This is a genomic window from Paenibacillus sp. JZ16, from assembly GCF_015326965.1.
GTDB lineage: Bacteria > Bacillota > Bacilli > Paenibacillales > Paenibacillaceae > Paenibacillus_AQ.
Genome location: NZ_CP017659.1, coordinates 5,977,309 through 5,994,879, shown reverse-complemented (window position 1 = coordinate 5,994,879; position 17,571 = coordinate 5,977,309). Strand labels below are relative to the sequence as shown.

Sequence of the window (17,571 nt, the reverse complement as noted above, 5' to 3'; positions counted from 1 at the left end):
TAATGACATTGAAAACATATCATGATATAGCTCACGTCACCTGAACTATGACAACAACAAAAAAGCAGGGCGAGAAGTTCTCTCGCACTGCTCCCTTATACGCCAAGACGGCTTAACCTTCCGAAGGATACTTCAGGCCCCACTGCCCCCGGATCTGATCCAGCAGCCTCATAATCGCAAGCGACTCATCAAGCGGCATCACGTCGCTCTCCAGCCGCCCTTCCAGCAGACACTGCCCCACTTCGTAAGCCTCGAAGCTATACCCTTTTTCCTGACGATCATCCGTAACAACCACCGGTTCCTCGCCATCAACATGAAGCGAAGCGGATGTTGCATTCAGGAAGGACGGAATGTGAATATACCCGTTTGTACCATAAATATAAGCTTCATTCGTCAATCCTAGGCGGATCGCCCCGTTTAATGAAGCGGTCTTCCCGGATTCATAAGATAGAATAACCGAGAACTGCTCATCGACGCCCGTTTCGCCGATATGCGCGGTACTCCATATCTTCTCCGGCTCGGTTCCGAAAATCATGGATGCAAACGATACCGGATAAATACCCGCATCCAGCAGCGCGCCGCCGCCAAGCTCCAAATTCAGCAAACGGCCCTGCGGATTCCAGCCGCTCCGAAAACCAAAATCGGCCTTCACGAGCCGAACGTCGCCGATAAGTCCATCGTTCAGCCATTCGCGCACCTGCCGGATCGGCGTAAGGAAACGCGTCCACATGGCCTCCATCAGGAACAGCTTCTGCTCCCGTGCAGCCGCCATTAATTCCTCCAGTTCATCCCCGTTAATCGTAAAGGGTTTCTCGCACAGGACGGCTTTGCCGGCCTGAAGACACATTAAGGCATGATCCCGGTGCAGCGGATGCGGAGTCGCTATGTACACAACGTCAATATCGGGATCCTTCACGAGTTCCTCGTAACTGCCATAAGCGCGCGGTATATCATATTTGGACGCAAACTCACCTGCACTGCTCGCCGTACGTGAGCCTACGGCCACAAACTGAGCGTTCTCCACATACGCCAGATCGGCTGCAAACTGCTCCGCAATCCAGCCTGTCCCCATAATTCCCCATCTGATCTTGCCCGGATTCTGCATCATCATTATTCCTCCCCATCCTCTTCCTTGATTGGCCTTGCCTAAAGCTTGTAGAAGCTATCCCTCTCCACCTTGCAAATTCGCAAGCCAAAGCTTTCATACCACTCGTTCTTGCCCCGTTCCTGTGCTACCTGATGTGCGGCATTTTCCTTCCATAAACGAATGGCCTCCAGGGAATCCCAGTACGATACCGTGATCCCGAGACCCTCATCCCGGGCAGACTCCACCCCCAAATAGCCGGGCTGCTGCGCTGCGAGCTCTGCCATTTTATCGGCCATCATCCCATAACCCCGGTCACCCTCTGTACGCTTGGACACAAAAATGCAGGCATAATACGGCGGCTTCGGCGTGTTCGCGTATTCCGTCATCCTCTTCCCCTCTTCCCGGTTACCAGATTAGCCATTACTCCGATTTACATTCACTCATTGACCATGTAATCATTATATCGGAACTTCCGCCATTCTTTAACCTGTAAGAAAAATGTCTTTCGACGTATATGCCATGAAGATAGACCGCGGTTAGTCTAAAAAAAACCGCCTCTCTTCCACTGTGATGGTCTACAGGAGAAGAGAAGCGGTATTCTGCCTTCTAGAATTTACTTCAGCTTATTCAGCAGATTATAAATGACCTGCGCGCTTTCCGCACGCGTGGTCAGGCCATCCGGTTCAAAGCGGCTCGGCGTATGGCCCTGAACAAAACCGAGGGCATGCGCGGTTTCTACCGCTTCCCGAACCCAGTCCGGGGACTCGGCGAGATCGGTAAATCCGCTTCCCGCGCTGATGCTCTCCTGCTGCTGTTTCATCGCGTGGGCATAAGCACGCACCAGCATCGCCGCCATTTCCTGGCGCTTGATAGGTGCGTCGGGCGTAAAGCTGTCTTTGCCGGTTCCGTTCACGATGCCGGACTGGGCAGCTGCTGACACGGCCTTGGCGTACCATTTGCTTGAATCCACATCGGCAAACGGCGCAGGTCCTTCTGCCTTAAGATCCAGCAAACGAACCAGCATCGCGGCAAATTCAGCCCGGGTCACTTGCTGGGCCGGTGCGAAGCGGTCCGCGCTGACGCCTTCGATGAGCTGCTTCGCAGCCAAATCGCCGATCACCTCCGCGGCCCAGAATGAAGATGGCACATCGGCAAAGGTCTTCTCGTAATCCAGCAAACCGTAAGCGCTGAAATGGCGGATTCCCGCGGCCATGCGGCCGTCTTTGTTTACACCGCCGATATACTCCAGCTCTCCGCTGCCGGATAAATAGTACATGGAGATTCTTTTGCCATTGGCATCTGAAGATACAGGCAGTTCTAGCGTGATCGAATGATCGAATTCGGTTAAGCTGTGAATTTTGCCATCCGCTGTCGTTAATTGAAGCTGGAACTCCAGCATGGCTCCGGCTGCTGTCAGCTTAGCGCCGGAGACGCGGGCAGCTTGCGCGATTCGCTCCTTCATCTCCGCATCCGATAACGTGGAGGCACTCAGTTTTATCGCGCCATTCTCAAGCTGCCCAGCATTTGCAAGACCGCCCAGCTGACGAAGCACTTCGGCCGGTATCGTTAGGGACAAATTCTTCGCTTCGAGACGGATTGAACCATCCTTGAGTATGTCTGCTGCATTCCCTGGCAGCGTAATATCCGTAAAGTTTCCGTCCACCGACAAGATCACTTGCCCGTTCGACAGTTTAGCTGCAAGCTCGCTGGCCGATAGGGTGATGCTGCCTGACGGTGGTCTAACAGGCGGCGTTACCGGCGGCGTTACTGGAGGCGTAACCGGTGGTGTTACCGGCGGCTGCACGGGCGGGTCTACCGGCGGCTCCGGTCCCGGATCAGGATTCCCCCCGCCACGGGCGATTACTCTCAAAGCGTACTCCGATTTGAACCCTTCGTAGGTTGCCGAAATGACGGTCGCCCCTACTGCCAAAGCCCGTACCGAGCCCTGTTCATCAATGGAAGCTACGTCCGGCTTACTGCTCGCATAGGTAATGCCTTCGATTAAACGGATACGGCTGCCGTCGGTATATACCGCCTCCGTTACGGTCTGATCGTCGTCCCCGACCTTCAGCTCGGATTTGCCGCTTAAGCGGATCGATTCGATGCTGCCGTTCGGGATTCGGTCTACCGTAATACTCACGTCTGTATAGACATCCGGTGCCGCCGTGCTGGTCGCTCTGACGACGGCATTGCCCAACCCTTGAGCCGTCACGATGCCGTCTGCGGACACGCTGACGACGTCATTCGACGGTTCGGAATGGTATACGGACCACACCACGGTTCGTTCAGCTCGGCTCGGCTTCACCGCAGCCAGTAACTTTTGACTCTCGCCTACAGCTAGCGTCAGCTGGTTTGGAGTTACTTCAATCCGCTGCGGCTCCGGCTTCGTATCCGATTTCGTCAGCGTAAACTCGTCCACGATGCGTCCGCCAACCGTTTTGGTTACAAAATGAAGCTCGTCTCCCTTCACTTCCACGGAGGCATACATTTGAGTCTTCTCTTCGTCGACCACCTCATGCCAGCCCCGCTCTGTGTGGGAGTAGAATTTTGGACCTGACGATCCCGCCACGACGTAGGTCGTGCCCTTCCCTTCCGCGGCAATCTGGTTGTTCATCATCGGGTAGGAACGAATATAAATATGATCATGTCCATTTAACACAAGATCCACACCGAATTCCTCCAGCACTGGCGCCCACAGGCTCCGTACCTCGGCGGAATCGTAGATGCTGCCGTAAGGCCCGCGGTGGAACATCGCGATGGTCCATTCCTTAGCATTGTTAGCCAGATCCTGCTGAAGCCACTTCTTCTGATCCTCCAGCTGATACTCGCTGTTCAGCATAATGAAATGAACATCCTTGTAATCAAAAGAGAAGTTGGTTCCCTTCAGGCTGTCCAAGCCATTGCCAGGTTGGTTAAAGTGAGCCAGGAAGTCCCCGTTTTCCTTGGTCCCCATCACTTCATGGTTGCCGATGGCCGACACTAACGTCGTATTCAGGAAATGCTTCTGGGCTTCATCGAACCAATAGTTCCACTGCTCCTCCAGGAAGCCCTTGTCCACCATATCCCCGGCATGGACCATGAATTCGGCGTCCGGATGCTCGGCTGCCGCCTTGTCGATCGTATTCCCCCACAGCTCGAACTCTTTGGCGGTGGATGCCTGGGAATCCGCAAAGTACAAGAATTTCGTTGTATCTCCCGCGAGTTCCGTCGTTTTAAACGAGCCTTGGGCACTGTAATGACCTTGGCCGTCACCGACACGGTACACATACTCTGTGCCTGGCTCAAGACCGGCCGCCGTCGCTTTATGGACGCGGACCGTGCCGAGATCCAAAGTATGGTACAGCTCGCTGGCACCATTGAACTTCTGGACGTTCGGCGCATCGAAATCCGTAAATTCGGACCGCTTGGTCAGTTCCACGACAGTCCCATCCGTCGCCGGGTCCGTATGCCAGTTCAGCATCCGCGACGTGGTTGGATCTTCGCCCATGCCCACGCTGATGTTAAACGGAGTAGGACTTCCAGCCAGCGGCGAAACCTTAAACTCCAAGGCCGGACTATATTGATTGTTCTTCACGGCCTGCACGGTATACGTCTTGACCTGGGATGTCAGCGCCCCGGTCTTCAGGATACCCGCCGCATCCGTTGTGCCTATCGCTGCCGCGTCAGCCATGATCTGGACGCCTTCCACAGGCTGACCATGGGCATCGGTCACTTCGAACACCGTTTCGTATCCCTCTACGATTCCATCCTTATTCCAGCTCAGCGCATAATGCGCTGCGATCTGCGATTCGATCGGAAGACCATAGAACGAAAATTCGGTATTGCCCGTATCGGTGAAGGATACCGCTCCGGACGTGAGCGCTATGATACTGCTGCCGGCTGCGTTCTTTTTCACGTCATACCGGATTTGGCCGATCCAATCCGTATCCTGCAGGGATGCGGTATGGATGTCCTTCCAAGTCACTCTTACCTTTCCTGTTGTACCGTCGATGCTTGCGCTAACCTGGGATGCACTCAGCTTGTCCCCTGGTATGAGCTCCAGATTCTCCACTTTGGTGGGATCGAATTGGAAATCGACATGGCCGCTGCGAATTTGGGATGTCTTCACACCGCCGATATCCAGCGTGTAACTGCCGCCAACATAGATCGTATCCGGCGTATTGTACACCACCTTGGCTGAGCCGGTATTTACGATGAAGTTCCATTCCTTGGTCGTTTGGTTGCCCGACAGATCTCGGACGGTGACTTTTGCTTGATGAACGCCATCGGCGAGCGGAACACTCGGCGTGTAATGGATTCTTCCTTCCGGCGGATACAGGGTATGCTGCACCAGACTTCCATCCAGATAGAATCGGATTTTGTCCGGATCAATCAGCGTCGTTCCCGGGTGTGCGACAGGATCATAGCCTGCATCCTCGGCATACACGGTAATGGTCGGCGTGTTCTCTGTAATCTCCGTACCGTCAGCCGGCGAGAATTTCTTCAGAACCGGTGGATCGATATCGTCATTGGCCGGACCGTACAATGCGCGAATTTCGTCCACGTAGATGGCTCCAGCGTCTTTTTTCGCGTTATTTGTTTCCATATATCGTACAGGTGCGTCCATCTTCAGCGGAAGGGTTCTTCCTTTGGGTACGGACGCCTCGAGATACTTCCATCCCTTGAAGTCGACGCCGGTTGTCTGATCGGTAAAATCGAGCCCGATTGTGCCTTTGCTGTCACGCAGTTGGGCACGAAGCCAGTGCGTGTTGCCATCCCCGTACACCCACATGCTGATTTTCTCCGGATAGCCCGGAATTTCGATATAGTCCGCAGCGCCTGTCGTCTCCAGATAAGCACCGGAGGTGCCTGTCGTCCCGGTAAAATCGTACTCCAACTTCAAGGCGCCATTCCCGGAACGAATATAGGTGTCATCGGTTTCAATGGATACCCTGCTGTATTTGAACAGCGCACCGGCGCTCGGTTTATAACGGCTAAGGCCGTTCTCGAAATCTTCGAGCATGACCGGCGGAAGCCCGACGTTCACTTCGATTGAGGTCTCGATTTGACCGTACTTCACGAAGATTTTACCGCTGACGTCCTGCTTGTCCGTGGCGGTAAACGTTCCGTTGCCGTCAATCGTCCCGATATCGCCTTCGGTACGCCACTCCAAACGGCTATTGTCGGCCTGTACCACTTGACCATTGCGAAGCGCCGTGACCTTGAGCGTCTCTGTCGAGCCGGAAGAGAAGGTCTTCACCGCGTCCGAGAACTTGAGCTCGGTCAGCTCATCAACAACTTCCAATGCGGCTTTTCCCGTCAGATTACCGGATTGTACGGATACCTCGGTCAATCCAGGTTGGTTGCCTGCCTTAAACGTCCCGGTGGCGTCGATTGTCCCATAGGCTGGGTCAACGCTCCAAACCGCGGCCTCCGTCATATTCGCCGGATGCAGATTCTGATCCACGGCCGCCGTTTTGAAGGTAGCGGATGAACCAGTCAGCACTCTTTCCAGCGTCGGTGCAACGACAAGTTTATTCGCTGCTCCTTCTGGCGCCTTGTTCACCAGTAAAATGCCGTTGGCCGTTTTGCGTTCCCCGCCGTCCGACGGCGAGTTGAGCACTTTGCGCTCCGTTTCTCCCGGCAGGCGGGCAACGAAGGTGGCCGAACCGCCTCCGTCCAGGTTCAGTGCGTTCACTACGCCAAGCTCCTGCAGCATTTCGCCAAGCTCGATGTAGGTAAGCCCTTCACTGAACCCCGGCTGGCGGCCATCAACCTCGAACAGCACAACGGAGCCGTCCGCTTTGCTGCCCACCACCGTTCTCGGGTGTACAGCCGGATCGGTATGCTGCTGCACGACGCCATCCTTGACCAGCATCACGGTACCGCCAATCGCCATCGTGACGTCCCGCCATTCGTTATCCAGCTGAAAACTCGCCGTCACTTCATCCCCTACCTTCAACCCGGCAAGCTTGTTCCGCTGCGAGCCCGAAGCGGACAGAACCACTTGACCTTGGCCAATCGGCGAGTTCCCCTGGTCCTTAAGAACGGAAGCCACCTTCATCGTCAAGGTCTCCCCGCTGGCGGCCCTGCCGCTTACAATATCCAGAATGACCTCGTCGCCAAGATTATTGGTCATCGTGGTGGCATTGAATTTTTCGGTATAAAGGACAAGTGCGTCCGTCCCTCTTAGACGGTTGATAGAGGACAGGCTGCTGACCGTTCCGCCTATCGTCACGTTTTTCGTTAATTTCGGACTGCCGTACAGGCTCGTTCCGTCCTGCTTAATGCCAAAGGCGTTCCGGCCGCTGGGCGGATCCGTCAACAGTTCCCCGTCCCCCATAAACAATCCGAGCGGAATGCCGGTGGACATATCATAGAAATCTCCGTTTACCGCGGCGATGACGCGATTGCCTGCCTTGTCGGCATCGGACGCCATTTTGCTGACTCCCTGCATGCCGTATACCTTGCCGTCCGTGAGACCCGGCTGAAGCTCCAGATTCCCTTGCGATGGGTTGAACTCCACCATGTGGACCTTCTGCTCGCCGCTGCCCTTTTGCATATTCGCCCACGTATATGTAGCCCCCGGCCCGATCTCCATCTGCCGCATATCCATAATCGATGACGCGGCGGCAGCTGGATCCGCGGCAGCAGCTTGTCCTGCGGGAAACAGCAGCGATAGAAACATCACTCCGCTGAGCAGCGATGATATTCTCTTTTTGCTCCTTAACATGTACATGAATTCCTCCTTCTCTCTGCTTGGACTCTGGTTCCTCTCGGTTGTAAGTCCGCTCATGAACGAAAGACCTACTCGGGAGTATAACGCTGGCTTGTTAAATCCACCTCCAATCTGTGTTAAGACGAAGTTAACTCTGCCGCTATCGGCTTTACATTCAGTCATTAGCTGGAAGGGCTGCAAAAAAGTATGCTGCCGATCCGTAATTACCGCTCGGGCGACCGAAATTAACTCGTCTTCTCTCTCTTCATCATATTGAAATTTTATTTCAATTTACAATATATTTTGTAAAATTTTATTTTATTTTTTCGGCAGGAATTTCCGGTCGGATGACGTAAGCGGAGCTTTTGTCGAATACGGGGAATAAAAACAAACGCCTTTCTGCCAGGTTCCGACTTATTTTTAAGGTGAACTTAACAGCACACAAAAAACAACCGCAGCATATAGCCGCCGTTGTTTTCAACATTCCCTATTATTTTTTGCTGACGTTGCCGTTGGCATCAATCTTTGCATTATAGGAGAGTTTGTTCAGTTTCGCGATGATCTCTTTGTTGTAGTTCTTGTCCATCAGATTCGGTTGGCCTTGAATAATCTTCACCGGCGTAACCCGGCTCGTGATCTTGGAGCCCTGAATCTCAACATGCACCATCATCGACAGCAAGGTTTTATCCCCGCCCCGAGTCGAGCGGTTGAACACGAAGTTCCCGAGCGAATAATAAATCGGCTTGTTCTTGTAATATTCGATGCCCATCAACGTATGGCTGTGCGATCCGATAATGATGTCGGCACCGGCGTCGATCAACTTCTTCGCCATCGTGCGCGCATATTCTTCCGGATAGTCAGCGAATTCCTCGTTCCAGTGGATGTACACGATTGTGTAATCATTTGTTTTTGCCGATTTCTTGATATGGCTCAGCATCGGCTCCAACGTGTAAGCGGAAGCTGCGCCCGGATGGTTCTTGCCCGCGATCCAGGAATTGTCCGACAGCACCCGGCTGACGCCCAGCACCGCAATTTTCTTTCCGTCAATGCTCTTCACGTAAGGCTGGAAGGCCTCGTCAATATTTCGCCCCGCTCCGGTATATCCGATCTTCTGGCGCTTCAGATGGGTAATCGTGTCCAGCATGGCCTGCTGGCCATAGTCCAGGATGTGGTTGTTCGCCAGCGTTACGCCGTCGATTCCCGCGTATACCAAGCCCTTGAGCGTGTCCGGCTTCGAACGGAAGGCAAATGTTTTATCCGCAGCCTTGCCGCGAATGGAGACCGGCGTCTCCAGGTTGGCAAATGCCATATCCGCCTCTTTCAAGATGGGGGCCACCTTCTTAAACGGGTATAGGTTCCCGAATCTATCAATCTGGTTCCCCACGTATCCGTCTAACAGAATATCACCTACAAAAACAAGATCTATCGGTTTACTCTTCGACTTGGCTTGAGTGGTTGTACCCGCTTTATCCTTAGTCTCTTGGACCTTGCTCTGAGTCTCTTTACCATCCGTGCCTGCCGCCGAGACCATACTCGCCGGAATGAGCATAACGATAACCAGAATGAGGCAAAATAATCTCTTCATATACATGCCGCCTTTCCAAATAAGAACTTCTAAGAAGCTAGTCATTTAACATGTTTATCCTATCATAAATTGAAAGAAAAGGGTATTTATATCAAAGGAACCATTTAATAGAACCCAACCCTGGGTGCTAACCAGTCAGCTCTTTCAGCACTACCCATAGCCTTAGACTTGAAATGCCGAGAAAAAGTTTCAATATTCGCAAATTATATTGAAAACATCGTAATTTGCTTATATATTTAAACGTATCGTAAGTGTACATTGAATATTAATTACGTTTTGTAATAGTTACATGAGGAAATTCTACATATAAGTAAACAAAAGGAGCTGCAACCCATGAATATTCACGCTGCCGGCGAGAACTCATCTCTCATGATTGATGATACGGACCGCAAAATCATTGCGATCCTCGGCAAGAACGGGCGAATCTCGTACACGGATTTGGCCAAGGAGATCGGATTGTCCCGCGTTGCCGTACAGGCCAGGGTCAATGCGCTGCTCGATGAAGGCGTCATTGAGCGCTTCGCGGCCGTCATTAATCCGGAGAAAGTGGGAATTTCGGTGTCCGCTTTTTTTAATGTGGAGGTGGAGCCCAAATATTTGCAGCAGGTGGCGGATACTTTGGAGAACGAGCCGTATGTAACAAGCCTGTATCATATGACCGGTCCCAGTAAACTGCATATGCACGGACTTTTTACCGATCATAAGGAAATGGAAATGTTTTTAAATGAGAAGCTTTACCCGCTCCCGGGCATTACGAGTGTGGACACGCAGATCTTGATCAAGCGCTATAAAAGCCGAATGGGCATCCGACTCTAACTCTCTCGACAGAAAGGACTCATACCTTGCCTGATAAAACTAGCAACCCATACATGGAATTAATGTTCGGCATGTTCCGAACCGGCATACTCGGCTACGGCGGCGGACCTTCGGTTATTCCGTTGATCCGTCACGAGGCCGTCGTTCGTTACCACTGGCTCAGCGACGATGAATTCGGAGAGGTACTCGCGCTGGCCAACGCGCTCCCGGGCCCGATTGCCACGAAGATGGCCGCCTATCTCGGTTACCGGAAAAAAGGGGTGCCTGGTGCTATAGCTGCCGTTCTCGCGCATATCCTGCCAACCAGCATTGCGATGATCGCGCTGCTGTCGGCCGTGACATTCCTCAGCAGCTCCAAAGTGGTGGCAGGCATGATTGCCGGCGTTACGCCGGTCATTGCCGTCATGCTGGGCACGATGGCTTACGAATTCGGCGAGAAGGCTGTAAAGGGACTTGGCATTTACGCCGGGATCGGATTTTTCGTGGTGTCGTTTCTCCTGCTGGAGCGTTTCCAGCTCCATCCGGCCCTCGTCATTATGCTGTTCCTTGCTTATGGCACCGTGCATTTTAGAACCGTAGCCAAACTCAAAAAACAAAGACGGGATAAGGAGGGGTCCGCCTGATGGAAGAATGGCTGCAGCTGCTGGTCAGCTTTTTTGTCTCCAACGTTCTCGGGTATGGCGGCGGCCCTGCTTCGATCCCCCTCATGTATAAGGAAATCGTCACGAATCACGGCTGGCTGACCGACCCGGAATTCTCCAACATGCTTGCCCTTGGCAACGCACTTCCCGGGCCGATCGCCACCAAAATTGCCGCTTTTGTCGGGTATGGCGTATCCGGCTGGATGGGCATGACTCTCGCCCTCGCGGCGACGGTCATCCCTTCCGCGGTAGCGCTCATCTGGCTGCTGAATTTGCTGCAGAAATACCGCACGTCGCCCGTGGTCAAAGGCATGACCCTGCTGGTCCAGCCGGTCATCGCCATCATGATGCTGACTCTGACCTGGCAGATCGGCCAAAGCTCCGTCATCTCCATCGGCCTCCTGCAATCCCTCGGCATCGCCGCCGTCGCTTTCTGGGCCATGAACATCCGCAAGATCCACCCGGCGCTGGTGATCCTGGCCGCGTTTGCTTACGGGGGCTTAGTGTTGTCGCAGGTGGTGTGAGGGGGGATCGAGTAACAACAGTAACCCGTTCTCTAAAATCGCCCTGACCAAAAGAGCGAGTATGAGGGACTCACTCCCACCATACTCGCTCTTTTTTCAATTGAGAGCCATCCAAGCCGTCACCGGACTACGCACCGTACCTATCACCCCGCTTAGACGAACAGTGCAATGAGCAGCAGTGCAATGAGCAGCAGTTCACTGTGAACCGGACGTCCAAAAATATGATCGCCATATGGTCGACAGCCATCCAAGCATGCCCCGAACCACGCATCGTGCGCACAGGGAGCAGTGCGCACGATGTACAAATATCATTCAATATGTCCTCCCTAAGTCCTCTTGCTCTATGGTCGTGAGGACTTTCTAACGGACTCAGAATACCTTATTTTGTACAAAATAGCCCTTTGGGTAGCTTTAGCGGACACAGAGGATCTTATTTGCTGTTTTTATTGATATTGGCACCCGTAATTCGCACAATAACGGATCTGGAGTCCGGTACATTGTAAATAATCGAGTTTTGATCTTAAATAACGGATCTAGGGTCCGTTAAAAGCTGACACAAGAAACTTGAGTGCCCATGGGTAGTACTGGTACCTTCAGCCCCATTAATTACATCCCCATAATTACATCCCATTAATTACACCTCTTCAACTCCCCGCCTGCTTCCTCCCCATCACCACCCCGATCTTGCCCTCATGGACCTCCACCTTATACTTCTTCACCCGGATGCGGTCGCTAAACAGCGACTTGCCGGTCTGCAGGTCGAACTCCCACCCATGCCAGGGACAGCGGACAATTTCGCCTGCCCGGCCGTATTCGTAGTCGTATACTTCCGAAGGAAGCGTCGTACCGGAGACCAGTCCTGCGCAGATTGGCGCCCCCTGATGCGGGCAGTAGTTCAGAATCGCATGGTACTCGCCGTTGACCCGATAGATGCCGATTTCGCGTCCCTCTATGTTCACGACCGCGTGCCCGCCCTCCGGAACGTCCTCCTCCGCCAGCACGTAATGTATTGCCATACATGCCACCTCCTTGCCTATGAGCCCAGCTTTGTAGGGTTTGGCTTTGAGTTTGCTTTGAGTTTGCTTTGAGTTTGCTTTGAGTTTGGCTTTGAGTTTAGTTCAACTATTTTTTTGCCTTTGTTTTCGACCTTCTTCTTTCGCCTCTGGTTCAACTTTGTTTTTGTGTTTTCGACCTTCTTCTTTCGCCTTTGGTTCAACTTTGTTTTAGTGTTTTCGACCTTGTTCTTTCGCCATTGGTTCAACTTTGTTTTTGTGTTTTCGACCTTCTTCTTTCGCCTTTGGTTCAACTTTGTTTTGAATTTAGTTCACCTTTGTTTTTGCCTTTTTCTTTTCGCCTTTGTTTTGCCATTGTTTTCGACTTTCTCTCGCCTTTGGTTCAACTTTGTTTTTCTCTGGCTCATCTTTCGTTTGCCTTTCGTTGGTCTTTGGCTCATCTTTGGCTCGTCTTTCGTTGGTCTTTGGCTCGTCTGTGGTCTGACTTTGCTTTACCCATACCCCCAGCTTCAATTGTTCAAGCAAGCTTTCATACGGACCGTTCATCCGTTCATCCATTTATCCATTTATCCATTCATCCATTCATCCATTCACCCATTCCCTCAATCCAACCTGTACAGCTGCTTCGCATTCTCGTAAAAAATCTTCCGCCGCGCCTCCGGCTTCAGCCCCCGTAAAATGTGGCTCGGCGAGTCGAAGTCCCAGTGCGGGTAGTCGCTGGAATAGAGCAGCATGTTCTCGGCATCAATCATGTTGAACAGATCGATGAGATGCTGCGGATTGTCCGGCTCCTCAATCGGCTGCGTCGATAAGTAGCAGTGATCCCGGATGTACTCGCTCGGCATTCTCGTCAGCCAGGGCACGGTTGCGCGCAGCGCCTTGTAGTTTTTGTCCAGCCGCCACATCAGGCCCGGCAGCCAGGCTACTCCGCCTTCAACCAGAACGACCTTGAGGTTCGGATACTTTACGAACACGCCCTCGCATACCATGCTCACCAGATGTGCCATGAACATCTGGGAGAGGCAGGTATGCCACTCAATGTAGCGGGTCGGGTAGCCGGCAGCGGTGGGAGCCGTCGAGCTCCCGCCGCCTTCCGCTCCCGGGTGGATCGCGACCGGAAGGCCGTTCCGCTCCGCCGCTTCGTAGATCGGGTGATAGTGGCGCTGACCCAGCGGCGACCTCGCTGCACTGGAGATCATCACCTCCACGATATCCGGATGACCGCCGATCCGGTCGATCTCGCGTGCCGCCAGCAGCGGATCCTGGGTGGCTACCGCCATTGCGCCTTTGAATGCTTTATGTTTGCCGAGCCACTCGGCGATCAGATAATCGTTATATGCCGAGCATATCGCGGCCGCGTAATCCGGATCATGCGTGGAAGAGATATTGTAGACGACACCCGTCAGCACGGCATAATCCAGATTGTAGCCTTCGATCAGCTGCTTGATCATATAATCGGGATCGGAGCCGGCTTTGCCTCCACCCGGAGGGATCGAGTCTTTTTTCATCACGCCGATCGGCGAGTAGTACCCTGAGCCTGCAAAACCGATGCCGGATGTCGCTACCCGGGAGCGCCAGGGCTCCTGCAGATATGGCAGAAGCGCCCTGTCGTCCTGTTCGTTATGAACGTCGACATCGATGATTTTCATATCGTCCATTGCCTGATTCCTCCATTCCACTTGCGGATTACTTGCCGCCGTATGTGCGAGTATAGGCGGTGTTGTACATGGTAAGGAGTTCATCGGAGCCGAGTTTCTTGGCCTGGTCAATAAATTGCTGATAGGTGGTGTCGTTAATCGGAGTTTTACCGGTCACAAATTCCGTCACCTTCTGTTCAAGGAATTTGTTCAGATTGTTCAGCTTCGATTTCTCGAGCTCCAGCTCCTCTTCCGTCTTGACGATCTGTTTTGGTGCAGGGACAATATACTGCTCATACCTTGCATTGATATCCTTGCTCTTCTCGCTTAATCCACGCTCCCAGACTTCTCGCGACTTGGCGTTATTCAACGTGATCAGGTCATACCATACGCCCCAGTCCTTGCGCAGCGCATTAAACGGAGATTCGCCGAACTCCTTGTTATATACCGCTTTGCCGTCCTCCATCGTATACGTTTTGCCTTCAATGCCTAAGGACAAATAATTCGTTCCCTCTTCGCTCACCAAATAATCGAGGAATTGGACGGCGCGCTCCTTATCCTTCACTTTGGCCGATATGGCTCGGCCGACGGTGCCAACGACCGGACGGGAGAACTGATAGTTCTTGATCCCTTCGGCGGCAAAGGAAGGAATCGCGTCCAGCTCATACTCCGCCGTACCGGCCCCACGCGCCTTCGCTACAAGCGACTCGAGATCAGCCTTCCAGAAAAAGGTCACCAAGGATTTGCCCGTCAGTATGCGCTCCTCCCACTGTGCTTGCGTCAGCAGCGAGAATTCCGGATCCAGCAATTTTTCCGCATACAGCTTATTCAGATACACCAGCATATCCTGATAATTCTCATGGTACGGCGCGAATGCGTATTGATCCATGGTCGGATCCAGGTTGTAGAACCCGCTGATGCCGGTGAAGATACGTCCGAAGGTCGTATACAGCCCCGTATCACCAACGATGGCGTTCGAGATGAGCGGATAGGAATCCGGAACCTTCTCCTTCAATGTTTTCAGATACTGATAAAATTCATCCACCGTGGTCGGTGCCTGTATCCCATGCTGATCCATGATGTCCTTGCGGGCATACCAGATAAAGTTGAAGCCCTTGCCTTCCGCATCCCCTTCCAGTACGGGTACGGTGTACAAGCCGCCGTCCGTGCCCGTTGCCAGCGCCTTGGCCTCAGGATATTTTTCGTAAAAGGCTTTCAGATTCGGTGCCCGATCCAAGTAATCATTAAGGTTCAGGAACACTTTCTCCGGCCCATGCTCCCGGCCGTCCTGCGTCGGCACCTGGATAAAATCCGTGGCCGTGTTCGTCGCAATCATGATCTGCCTTTTCTCCTCAAGTCCTTCCTGGCTTACGATTTGGAACTTCACACTGACGCCCGTCTTGGCCTCAATCTCTTTGAAAATCTCCCAGTCATCCCGAACCTTGCCCTCCACCCGGTCGTATACCAGCCATGAAAAAGTAACCGGTTTGTCAGGGCTTAATGTCCCGAATCATCCTTGCCCCCGCCGGTGCATCCCGTAACCAGCATCGCGCAGAGCAGGATCATGGCAAGCGCTGTTCTGAACCCCTTTCGCCTCATTTCCTAACCTCCTTTTTTATCATCACAACGTATAGAAATGGATTAGCGTGGAATCCATAACTACCCCTTAATGCCGCCAATCATCGTGCCCTGTACAAAATATTTCTGGATAAACGGATAAACGCACAGAATCGGCAGCGTCCCGATCATGATCATGGCGTATTTCAACGTCTCCAGATGCGTCAGGTCCCCTTCGCCCTGAACATTCGTGCCGGCGATCAGGATGTTGCGCATCATGATTTGCAGCGGGTACATCTCCCGGTCATTCAGATAGATCAAAGCGCTGAAGAAGGAGTTCCATTGATTCACGGCCGTGAACAGGCCGATCGTGACCATCACGGGCACGGATAATGGCAGCACGATCCGTACCAGAATCTGCAGGGATCCGCACCCGTCAATGGCAGCCGCGTCCTCGAGCTCCTCCGGCAGCGCCTCGAAGAATGTCCGCATAATGAACAAATACCATGTGCTGATCAGGGAAGGGAGGACGATCGCCCAGATCGTGTCGAGCATCCCCAGCTTCTGAACGATCAGGAAGGTTGGAATCATGCCGCCGCTGAAGAGAAGCGTGAACGCCGCCATCAGCAGAATCACTCTCCGACCCGGCAGCCATCGCTTCGCAAGCGGGTAGGCCATTGCGGAGGTCGCAATCAGCGTCAGCACCGTATGGAGGAACGTATACCGGATCGTGTTCCAGTAACTCACCCAGAGATCGGGGTTATAGATGAGCTGCTCGTAGGCAATGAGCGTAATTTTTTTCGGCCACAGCAGCACCGCGCCGCTCGCAACCATGGCATTGTTGCTGATGGAAGCCGAGAAGACGTACACCATCGGGTAGGCCATCACCATGATCAGCACAATCATGAACAAGACATTGAATACGTCAAACAGCTTCGAGGCGAAGCTTTCCTGTTTTTTCATCACGCACCTCCCTTACCACAGGCTGGTCTCCGAATATTTGCGTACGATCCGGTTGGCCATAACGACCAGAATGAAGCCAATCGCCGATTGGAACAGGCCGACCGCGGTCGCGAAGCTGAAATCGGCATCGAGGATGCCCCGCCTGTACACAAAGGTGTTAATGACATCCGAAGTTTCATAATTCATCGTGTTGTAGATCAAGAGGATTTTCTCGAAGCTGGCCTCCATGAAATTGCCGAGCGACAGCACGAACAGAATAATCATGACCGGCACCATGCCGATGAACGTAATATGCCGGACCTGCTGCCACCGGTTCGCCCCATCCATCTTGGCCGCTTCATACAGCGTCGGATCGATGCCGGCAATCGCAGCCAGATAGAGGATGGTGCCCCATCCCACCTTCTGCCATATTTCGGAGCCTACATACACCGTCCGGAACCATTCCGGCATGCCCAGAAACATGATCGGTTCCATACCGAACAGCTTAAAGAGCAGATGGTTCACGACGCCCGTGGTCGGAGACAGGAAGGTCACGAGAATGCCCGCGATCACGACGGTGGACAGGAAATGCGGCATGTAGCTGATATTTTGCACGAACCGCTTGAACCATTTGCTCTTCAGCTCATGGAACAGGATCGCCAGAATGATCGGTGCCGGAAAATGAAACAGGAGATCGTACACATTCAGCATGATTGTGTTGCGAATCAGCTTCCATGCATCGGGGGTGACATAGAAAAATTCAATCAAATGCTTGAGTCCGACAAATTCACTTCCCAAAATGCCCCGGCCGATCGAATAATCCTGGAAGGCGATGATGATGCCGTACATCGGCGCGTACTTGAATATCAAGTAATACAAAATGCCAGGCAGCATCAGCAAGTACAACGCTTTATGCTTTCTCAGAACATAGCCGATCCGTGATAGCTGCGCCAATAATCCTCACCTCCGATTGAAAGCATTTACATTCGTTTGTTGTTGTCCCCACTATACGAGCCGTCCTTCTTTCGCGTAAAGCGTGCATCTTTTCCTGGAGACACTCCTTTTGCAACCC

The 17,571-nt window shown here is 52.9% G+C and carries 13 protein-coding genes and 1 pseudogene; 3 read left to right on the top strand and 11 right to left on the bottom strand.

Features of this window, described 5'->3' with window-relative positions; translation table 11 throughout:
* Nucleotides 1-112 precede the first annotated feature (112 nt).
* The 4 genes from BJP58_RS26780 to BJP58_RS26765 form a co-directional block, all read right to left on the bottom strand.
* Nucleotides 113-1,108 carry a Gfo/Idh/MocA family protein gene (locus BJP58_RS26780; protein WP_194545076.1) on the bottom strand — a complete coding sequence of 332 codons (996 nt, stop codon included), beginning with the start codon at nucleotides 1,106-1,108 and terminating at the stop codon, nucleotides 113-115.
* Nucleotides 1,109-1,146: 38 nt separating this feature from the next.
* On the bottom strand, nucleotides 1,147-1,473 hold the full coding sequence (locus BJP58_RS26775) for an antibiotic biosynthesis monooxygenase family protein (RefSeq protein ID WP_156088569.1): 327 nt from the start codon (nucleotides 1,471-1,473) through the stop codon (nucleotides 1,147-1,149).
* A 227-nt stretch (nucleotides 1,474-1,700) separates the two neighbouring features.
* Entirely contained in the window at nucleotides 1,701-7,799 is a 6,099-nt protein-coding gene (locus tag BJP58_RS26770; protein WP_442953941.1) for a phosphodiester glycosidase family protein, read from the bottom strand.
* 475 nt (nucleotides 7,800-8,274) lie between these two features.
* The gene (locus tag BJP58_RS26765) at nucleotides 8,275-9,369 is read right to left on the bottom strand and encodes a CapA family protein (RefSeq protein WP_194541310.1); all 1,095 of its coding nucleotides are present in this window, start codon (nucleotides 9,367-9,369) and stop codon (nucleotides 8,275-8,277) included.
* Between the two features lie 333 nt (nucleotides 9,370-9,702).
* Here BJP58_RS26765 and BJP58_RS26760 point away from each other — a divergent pair, with 333 nt between their 5' ends.
* From BJP58_RS26760 to BJP58_RS26750, 3 genes are read left to right on the top strand one after another with little or no spacing between them, the layout of a single operon-like run.
* Nucleotides 9,703-10,185, top strand: a complete 483-nt coding sequence (locus BJP58_RS26760) for a chromate efflux transcriptional regulator ChrS (protein WP_194541309.1) — start codon at nucleotides 9,703-9,705, stop codon at nucleotides 10,183-10,185.
* A gap of 53 nt (nucleotides 10,186-10,238) precedes the next feature.
* Complete coding sequence (locus BJP58_RS26755) at nucleotides 10,239-10,808, top strand: chromate efflux transporter ChrB (protein WP_194541308.1); 570 nt, start codon at nucleotides 10,239-10,241, stop codon at nucleotides 10,806-10,808.
* Nucleotides 10,808-11,350, top strand: a complete 543-nt coding sequence (locus tag BJP58_RS26750) for a chromate efflux transporter ChrA (protein WP_194541307.1) — start codon at nucleotides 10,808-10,810, stop codon at nucleotides 11,348-11,350. Before BJP58_RS26755 ends, BJP58_RS26750 begins: the two co-directional genes overlap by 1 nt.
* Before the next feature lie 152 nt (nucleotides 11,351-11,502).
* Here the strand turns inward: BJP58_RS26750 and BJP58_RS26745 are convergent, their stop codons facing one another.
* The 7 genes and pseudogenes from BJP58_RS26745 to BJP58_RS26715 form a co-directional block, all read right to left on the bottom strand.
* Nucleotides 11,503-11,655 (bottom strand): hypothetical protein, encoded by a 153-nt coding sequence (locus BJP58_RS26745; RefSeq protein WP_194541306.1) that lies wholly within the window; start codon nucleotides 11,653-11,655, stop codon nucleotides 11,503-11,505.
* Nucleotides 11,656-11,994: 339 nt separating this feature from the next.
* Nucleotides 11,995-12,366 (bottom strand): Rieske (2Fe-2S) protein, encoded by a 372-nt coding sequence (locus tag BJP58_RS26740; protein WP_194541305.1) that lies wholly within the window; start codon nucleotides 12,364-12,366, stop codon nucleotides 11,995-11,997.
* Between the two features lie 303 nt (nucleotides 12,367-12,669).
* A complete protein-coding gene (locus BJP58_RS26735; protein WP_194541304.1) occupies nucleotides 12,670-12,921 on the bottom strand; it encodes a hypothetical protein in 252 nt (83 codons plus the stop codon).
* Between the two features lie 44 nt (nucleotides 12,922-12,965).
* Nucleotides 12,966-14,021: an amidohydrolase family protein gene (locus BJP58_RS26730; protein WP_194541303.1), complete on the bottom strand. Its 1,056-nt coding sequence runs from the start codon at nucleotides 14,019-14,021 to the stop codon at nucleotides 12,966-12,968.
* 28 nt (nucleotides 14,022-14,049) lie between these two features.
* Nucleotides 14,050-15,599 (bottom strand): annotated as a pseudogene (locus tag BJP58_RS26725) (ABC transporter substrate-binding protein).
* Between the two features lie 60 nt (nucleotides 15,600-15,659).
* The gene (locus BJP58_RS26720; RefSeq protein ID WP_113060223.1) at nucleotides 15,660-16,520 is read right to left on the bottom strand and encodes a carbohydrate ABC transporter permease; all 861 of its coding nucleotides are present in this window, start codon (nucleotides 16,518-16,520) and stop codon (nucleotides 15,660-15,662) included.
* Between the two features lie 12 nt (nucleotides 16,521-16,532).
* Nucleotides 16,533-17,453 (bottom strand): ABC transporter permease, encoded by a 921-nt coding sequence (locus BJP58_RS26715; RefSeq protein WP_194541302.1) that lies wholly within the window; start codon nucleotides 17,451-17,453, stop codon nucleotides 16,533-16,535.
* Nucleotides 17,454-17,571: the final 118 nt, after the last annotated feature.